The following is a 6,891-nucleotide window of genomic DNA, read 5'->3' on the forward strand; positions in this document are numbered from 1 at the left end:
ATCGGACCGGAACGACAACACCCCTTCCCACCGCGCCACTCGCGGAAGAAAGGGGTGCGTCCTTATGCGCCCGGGAAAGGACCCTGCTCCGAGTGTTTTGTTGTACTTTTGGGTGGCAGCTGCTCACCGGATCGAAGCCTCGGGACAATGAGAAAGGGACGGGCTCTTGGGAGAATTCTGTTTCCGGAGCATTGAGGACCTGGGGCGAGATATCCGGTCGTGGCTGGATACGCTTCCCGGTGATTTCGAGGTCGTCGTCGGCATCCCGCGCAGCGGACTTCTCGTGGCGAGTCTCATATCGCTGCTGAAGCACGTCCCCATGACCGATGTCGAGGGCCTTCTCTCCGGTCACATCCTCGGAGGTGGAAGGCGGTTCGCGGCCCCGGGGGACGATTCTCTTCTCCGCAGCCCCCGGCGCGTCCTCGTGGTCGACGACAGCGTGCTCACGGGCCGGCAGCTGAACAAGGTGCGCGCCCTGATCGAAGGGGCGCACACGCCGCATTCGATCAGCTACGCAGCGGTGTACGTGAAGCCCGGAAGCGAGGCGCTCGTGGATCATCATTGGGCTTCGCTCTCCTACCCGCGCATGTTCGAGTGGAATCTGATGCACCACGCCATGTTGGGTGACGCCTGCGTGGATATCGACGGTCTTCTGTGCCGCGATCCGACCGAAGCCGAGAACGACGACGGCCCCCGTTACGTAGAGTTCATCAGCACGGTGCGTCCACGGATCCGCCCGGCCTTCCCCATCGGCACGCTCGTAACGGCCCGGCTGGAAAAATACCGTGCCGCTACGGAGGAATGGCTCGCTCGCCACGGAATCGAGTACGGCCACCTGGTGATGATGCAATACGCCACGAAGGCCGAGAGGATCGCGGCCGGACGACATGCCGCCTTCAAGGCAGAGGCATATGTCGAAGCCCGCGCCATCATCTTCCTCGAGAGCAACCGCCAACAGGCGCGGGAGATCGCCGAGATGACGGCGAGGCCCGTTATCTGTACCGACGCGATGAGGTTGTACACGGCCCGGATAGAGTCCAAAGCCGATATTCTGAAGGGCCTACAGGAAGAGACCTCGTTTCGCGCGAGGCTCCGTTGGATCCGTAGGCACAGGGGATCCATTCTCGCGTGGTTGAAGCGACGCAGAACCAAACGCCGCAGGCAGGCGGCCTGAGCCGACGGCCGCTCAAGACGCACCGGCACTATTCCTTCTCAGAAGGTGTCTCTTCCTGAAGCGAGTATCGGTGGGCAGATCGGACCGGAACGAGAACACCCCTTCCCACCGCGCCACTCGCGGAAGAAAGGGGTGCGTCCTTATGCGCCCGGGAGAATTCGAATCCCCAACCTCCTGATCCGTAGTCAGGTGCTCTATCCAGTTGAGCTACGGGCGCTCGGTCAAAAACGCGGCTTCAGGCGCTGAGCGCGCTCGAGCCGCGTCGTCCAACGTTCGGCATGCCCAGGAGAGGATTCGAACCTCCACGCCCGAAACGGGCACCAGCCCCTCAAGCTGGCGCGTCTGCCAATTCCGCCACCTGGGCCCAATGCTCGGGGGGGGAGTCGAACCCCCACGGGATATTATTCCCACAGGATCCTGAATCCTGCGCGTCTGCCAATTCCGCCACCCGAGCTCGTACTTCCCGATCCGTGGCCCGAGCGGGCAGGGCGATCGCCTCCGGGATCCATGGAAGACTCACCCCTCGCGTTGCGGACCCGGTCGAGTTGATCGACCTTTCCCGGACCCGGCCTGCGAAGGGCGGGGTAATCTAATGGGGAAGTCCCCGTGCGCAAGCGAAGCCTTGCCCTCCGTGGAGGGGCCCATGAAGACCGCCCGGATCGATGCCGTCGTGGCGTTTCTGCTCTTGCTGGTCACCGTCTCGACCCTCCAGGCCCAGCATCGAGCGTCGAGTTCGATCGACGGGTTCAACGGCATCCCGTGGGGAGCCACGGAGTCGGACATCAGGGCCCGCTACGGGGAACCGGCAAAGATTGATTCTCTCGACAACGGCATCATCGTGCTCGCCTACCGCGAGGCGCTGCTCGACGAACCGGGCGTGGCCTTTTACGCGCTGCTGGGCGCGCACGGGATGGTCAAAGGACAGCACGTCGTGAAGCTGCACATCGACGAAGGCGACTGTGAAGGCCAGTACCGGACCTATCGGGACTATGTGAAGCTGGCCTATCCGCTTCTCACCCCGGCGGAGAGCTTCGATTATCCGTTCACCGAGGATTTCTGCACCGCGGTGGCGAACGGGGAGGGGGAATGGATGAACCAGTGGGTCGATCCGTCGAACGGAGCGGTGATCACGGTGATCGTGCAGCGGGGCTCGGATGAGGTTCTTCTCGTCTGGGAATCCGCGACGTTTCTGGAGTGGCTCGAACCCGAGGCTCCACAGCGAGTGGAGGGCAGCGAAGAGAGCTAGGGTCGCTCCTCGGGCACGTCATCGAGCGGTCGGGCACAGCCGCGCAGCGTCTCGCCATCCACCACCACGGTAGACCGCATCGGGTGTATGAGGTCGGCCATCGTATCGGGACAATCCTCCTCCTCGATCCGAACCTCGATCTGGTGATCTCCCGAAGCGTCGGTCACGGGTCCGTACTGGAGAACCTGTATCGAGTCCCCGGAGCGGCTGGGCTCGGCGTAGGGAAACGTGATCCCGGGCTCGCCGAGGCGGGAGTAGACCATGCCGCCATCCTCCGACAATTCCACGTTCCAGAAGGGCTCGTTTCCGAAGGCCCGAAGGGGTGGCGCACCGGTCACGATGGATTCGGACGAAGGAGCACAGGCCGCAATCCACAGGGCCATGAACACGTACCCCAGAGATCGCCGCATGATGGTCTCTCCCGTTCGAGCCGTATGTAGGGCACAGCGCGCTCACAGCGCGTGGATGTGACCGAACCCCCGCCAAGTTATCTTTTTCGATCGTCGAGTGCAGGTCCATCGGGTAGGTCATATACCGGAGATCGTTTGGTTCCGCTCCCTGGGTGTCACGAGAAGAGGTGGCTGCGGGACGCCCCCCCGGTCGGTGGCGCCCGGCGACGCCGGCTCGCCGTGGCGGGCTTCGCGGTCGGGCTGCTGACGCTCGCCACGTCGGTCCGCGGCCAGGACGTGCCCGTCGTGCCGGCGGACACGCTGGGACCGGTCGTGGACTCGATCGCGATCGTGACCGAGAACGTCTTTTCGCCGACCGAGGCGAGAAACACGGGAGTCTTCCGGCTCGCCAACGGCCTGCGGATCAAGACGCAGCGATTCGTCGTCGAGCGAGAGATCCTTCTGCAGGCCGGACAGCCGTACGATTCGGTTCTGGCTGACGAAACGGAGAGGAATCTCCGCACCCTCGGCCTGTTCCGGCAGGTCGACGTGGATACGCTGACCGTCGACGGGAAATTCGTGACCCGGGTGCACACGCGTGACGCCTGGAGCACCAAGCCCATCATTCAGCTGAACATCGCAAGCGACGGAACGTGGACGGGGCGCTTCGGCCTTACGGAGTCCAACGTACTCGGCACCGGCAACCTGGGTCATGCGGCGTGGCGCAAGGATGTCGACCGGGACGGATTCGAGTTCGCGGCCAACGTCCGCAGAGTCGCGGGCAGCGAGATCAATGCCGGTGGGCGGTATTTCGCGCTGTCTGATGGAAACTTCGGAGACTGGTTCGCGGGCGATCCGTGGCGGTCCTTCGGCGATCGTTACGCCGTCTTCTACAACGGCGAGGCCGGCGCCCGACAGGCACTCCAGTACCGGGTCGAGTCGAGCACGGTCACGGATACGACCCGATACTGGCGCGATTACGGCGCCCATCGCCTGGTGGCGGGCTTCGCCGCCCGTGCGACTCCGCGCGCGTATACCCGGATCGGAGTCCTCGGCGAGTATCGAAGGCAGAAGTACGTCCTGGTGGCGGACACGTCGATGGCGGTGCCGGACACCGTGCAGGGATTCGTCGGCGTCTTCGGAGAGTACCGCAGATCACACTTCATGGTCACCCGGTTCTTCAACGGTTTCGCGACCGAGGACATCGATCTTTCCGAGACACTCGCGCTGGGCCTCAACCTGGCCCACAACGCCTTCGGGTACGAGCAGACCGGGCTCGGCCCGGCGCTCGCCATGCAGGCGGGCTCCGAGCTTGGCAGCGGATTCGTGCATGGAAGGCTGGAAGCCAACGGCCTGTTCAATTCGGCAGGATTGGACTCCGGGCGCGTGGTCGTGCAGGCGACGTTCGCTCAGAAACCGGGTGAGAGACACGCGACGGTCCTTCACGCCGTCGCGGGCATCCTGCAGAACCCACCGCCTGGACAGGAATTCGATCTGGGGTTCGAGTATCCGCCGCGCAGCTGGGCGCCTCACTCGTTCGTCGGCACGCGGACGCTATGGGGCACGCTGGAGCATCGCTGGTACGTCTTCGACCGGGTCCTGGGGCTGGCCGGCATCGGGCTGGCCAGCTTCCTGGACTACGGGGGCGCCTGGTACGCGAACCAGTCTCCGAGATGGGGCGGCGCCGTAGGCATCGGACTTCGGACGGGCTGGTCGAGAACCTCGATCGCCGACACGGGACGGATCGACATCGGATACCGGTTCGGATCGGACGTGACCGGCAGCCGATGGGTGATCAGCTTCGGCGCCGGGTGGATCTTTCCTTAGGACCGCCGGACGTCAGCGGGTACCTGGGGCCGGGCATCCCGGCTACGCCGGCTCCTGCTCGAGCTCATTCGGTCGGTCGTCCAGCCTGAAGACCCGGGTGGCGAGCAGCCACACGACCGTGAAGACGGCGATGCCGGAGAAGATGACGTCGCTGAGAAAATGACCTCCCTGGACGATCCGGCCGAATCCTCCGATCAGGCCGAGTGTCGCAGCGAGCAGGAAGATCTCGTTTCGTCGCCGGCCTTTCACCGCCGCATACCCCAGAGCCGCCAGCCAGAAGAGCACGGACGGGTGCCCCGCCACGAACGAACAGTTCCGCTCGCACTGATTCGTCGGCCGTAGCGCCGGCGTGAATCGCTTGTCGCCGGAAAACTCGGTCACGTCGCGCGGGCGCGCACGACCCCAGTGGTCCTTGAATCCCGCGTTTACGACGAGGCCCGGTCCGACGGCGAGGGCCACGAGGACGAAGACCAGAAAGCGGTTCGACAAACCGCCGATCTGGCGGCCGCGAAATCGGTTGCTGAAAAGAAGCGCAATGCAGGTCACGCTGATCGCGATCGCGATGATGGGCACCGCCTCGTACAGGCCCACCGCCCAACCGGCCTCCTTCAGGTAGAAGCCGTCCCCGGGTCGAAAGAACTGAGCGGACATCCAGAGATCGATGTCCGGAAAAGCCGTGAAGACGACGGCGGCAACGACCGCGACGAGGAGGAGAAGTCGGCCCAAGCGATCCTCAGCTTCCCGAAGCTCCGCGGCTCTCGCCCGCGGCGCCCAACCGTGCGAGCTCGTCCTCGATCACGCGCTGCACGACGGTGAACGGCTGGGCGCCGTTCAGGAATCGACCGTTGATGAAGATGGCCGGGGTACCGGTCACTCCCGCCTGACGACCCGCCTCGAGGTCTTCCGCGACGCGGTCCCTGTACTCGCGCGAATCGAGGCAGGCGTCGAAGAGCTCCGGATCGACGCCGAGATCCGCGGCCATCGCCTTGAGCTCTTCCGCGTTCGCCTTTCCTCGAACTTCGAAGATGGCGTCGTGCATCTCCCAGAACATGCCCTGGGCATCCGCACAAAGAGACGCTTCGGCTGCCAGCTGGGCGTTCGGGTGGATCGAGTTGAGCGGGAACTGGCGATAGACGATGCGCACCTGGTCCGGGTAGGTCGCCCGCACCTGTTCCAGGGTCGGCAGGACGCGTACACAGAAGGGACACTCGAAGTCCGAGAACTCGACCAGGGTGATCGGTGCGTTCTCCGGCCCCTGGCTCGGACCGATCGCCTCCACGTCGATCCGCGCCGGCTCCAGCAGGTTCGTCACGTCGTATTGAGCCCTCAGCTGCGCGACGTAGGCCTGCATCGCGACGGTTCGCTCCTGTCGGGTGAGGAACCCGATGATCGCCGGGGCGACGCTGTCCAGCGGAGCATTCAGCTGGTCGGCATAGGCCTCGTAGACGGAATCGATCTCCGCCTCGGTCGGCTGCGTGACCCTCGAACCCACTTCCCGGTCGAGCAGCGCGGTCTCATCGATCCCTTCCTCCTCGGCCTGGAGCTCCACGAGCTTCATGTCGATCGCCTGGTCGAGAGCCCGCGACGTGAGATCGTACAGTTGCTGTTTCACCTGGATGAACTGGTCCGGGGCGACTTCCTCGACCTCTTGCCTAGTGATCTCGTAGTCACCGATCCTGGCGAGAACTTCGCCCTGCTCGAGCTGCCCGGCCGGACCCAGCGAGGCGGTTTGCGGTCGGGAGATCCCCCACGTCACCAGGGCGGTGAAGGCGATGAGCCCGATGGCGGGCCAGATTCCGATCTTCATATCGATTCCTTCGGTGTTTGGCTGCTCTGAACAGCGGCCAACGAACGTAACGGACGCGATCCGGCGCAACAACTTGCGGGGCTCCGGATCCGCGCGGCCAATCGGCCCGTCGGTTTCTCTCCATTCTCCCCTGGCAGGCACGCGGCAGAACCAAACGGAGATCCGTTCTGCGGCGGTCTGGATGCGAAGAGGCCACGCCGAAACCGACGTGGCCTCAACTTCTCTTCATGCGCCCGACAGGATTTGAACCTGTGACCTTCTGCTCCGGAGGCAGACGCTCTATCCAGGCTGAGCTACGAGCGCGCGTCTTCCTGCTGTTCCGAAATGCGCCGCCAGGGACTCGAACCCCGAACCTACTGGTTAAGAGCCAGTTGCTCTGCCTGTTGAGCTAGCGGCGCGCGTTACCGCGCGGTGCGTCGGTCGCCCGTCCGGGCGGAAGTGGAGCCGA

General features: G+C 64.5%; 6 protein-coding genes and 5 tRNA genes. 3 read left to right on the forward strand and 8 right to left on the reverse strand.

Annotated features, from left to right (window positions below):
* The first annotated feature begins 166 nt into the window (after positions 1-166).
* A complete protein-coding gene (locus AC36XV_RS06080; protein WP_492202791.1) occupies positions 167-1,174 on the forward strand; it encodes a phosphoribosyltransferase family protein in 1,008 nt (335 codons plus the stop codon).
* A gap of 143 nt (positions 1,175-1,317) precedes the next feature.
* Here the strand turns inward: AC36XV_RS06080 and AC36XV_RS06085 are convergent.
* The 3 genes from AC36XV_RS06085 to AC36XV_RS06095 all read right to left on the reverse strand — a co-directional run bounded on the left by AC36XV_RS06085 (position 1,318) and on the right by AC36XV_RS06095 (position 1,628).
* Positions 1,318-1,391, reverse strand: a tRNA-Arg gene (locus tag AC36XV_RS06085).
* 62 nt (positions 1,392-1,453) lie between these two features.
* Positions 1,454-1,538: transfer RNA gene (locus tag AC36XV_RS06090), tRNA-Leu, on the reverse strand.
* Between the two features lie 4 nt (positions 1,539-1,542).
* Positions 1,543-1,628: transfer RNA gene (locus AC36XV_RS06095), tRNA-Leu, on the reverse strand.
* A 189-nt stretch (positions 1,629-1,817) separates the two neighbouring features.
* Between AC36XV_RS06095 and AC36XV_RS06100 the strand changes: the two genes are divergently transcribed.
* The gene (locus tag AC36XV_RS06100) at positions 1,818-2,420 is read left to right on the forward strand and encodes a hypothetical protein (RefSeq protein WP_492202792.1); all 603 of its coding nucleotides are present in this window, start codon (positions 1,818-1,820) and stop codon (positions 2,418-2,420) included.
* Here AC36XV_RS06100 and AC36XV_RS06105 read toward each other — a convergent pair.
* Complete coding sequence (locus AC36XV_RS06105) at positions 2,417-2,830, reverse strand: COG3650 family protein (protein ID WP_492202793.1); 414 nt, start codon at positions 2,828-2,830, stop codon at positions 2,417-2,419. The two genes, AC36XV_RS06100 and AC36XV_RS06105, sit on opposite strands and share 4 nt — an antisense overlap.
* A 135-nt stretch (positions 2,831-2,965) precedes the next feature.
* Here AC36XV_RS06105 and AC36XV_RS06110 point away from each other — a divergent pair, with 135 nt between their 5' ends.
* A complete protein-coding gene (locus tag AC36XV_RS06110; protein ID WP_492202794.1) occupies positions 2,966-4,636 on the forward strand; it encodes a BamA/TamA family outer membrane protein in 1,671 nt (556 codons plus the stop codon).
* A gap of 42 nt (positions 4,637-4,678) precedes the next feature.
* On the opposite strand, the gene AC36XV_RS06115 is transcribed toward AC36XV_RS06110, so the two are convergent.
* From AC36XV_RS06115 to AC36XV_RS06130, 4 genes are all read right to left on the reverse strand, one after another.
* The gene (locus AC36XV_RS06115) at positions 4,679-5,362 is read right to left on the reverse strand and encodes a phosphatase PAP2 family protein (protein WP_492202795.1); all 684 of its coding nucleotides are present in this window, start codon (positions 5,360-5,362) and stop codon (positions 4,679-4,681) included.
* A 7-nt stretch (positions 5,363-5,369) separates the two neighbouring features.
* On the reverse strand, positions 5,370-6,443 hold the full coding sequence (locus tag AC36XV_RS06120; RefSeq protein ID WP_492202796.1) for a thioredoxin domain-containing protein: 1,074 nt from the start codon (positions 6,441-6,443) through the stop codon (positions 5,370-5,372).
* 228 nt (positions 6,444-6,671) lie between these two features.
* A tRNA-Arg gene (locus AC36XV_RS06125) sits at positions 6,672-6,746 on the reverse strand.
* A 22-nt stretch (positions 6,747-6,768) separates the two neighbouring features.
* Positions 6,769-6,841 (reverse strand) — tRNA-Lys (locus AC36XV_RS06130).
* Positions 6,842-6,891: the final 50 nt, after the last annotated feature.

This window comes from Candidatus Benthicola sp. (assembly GCF_058719085.1).

Bases quoted from the DNA above. Each gene is read 5' to 3' on its own strand.
- AC36XV_RS06105 (WP_492202793.1), bottom strand. From the start codon at position 2,830: ATGCGGCGATCTCTGGGGTACGTGTTCATGGCCCTGTGGATTGCGGCC.
- AC36XV_RS06100 (WP_492202792.1), top strand. From the start codon at position 1,818: ATGAAGACCGCCCGGATCGATGCCGTCGTGGCGTTTCTGCTCTTGCTG.
- AC36XV_RS06120 (WP_492202796.1), bottom strand. From the start codon at position 6,443: ATGAAGATCGGAATCTGGCCCGCCATCGGGCTCATCGCCTTCACCGCC.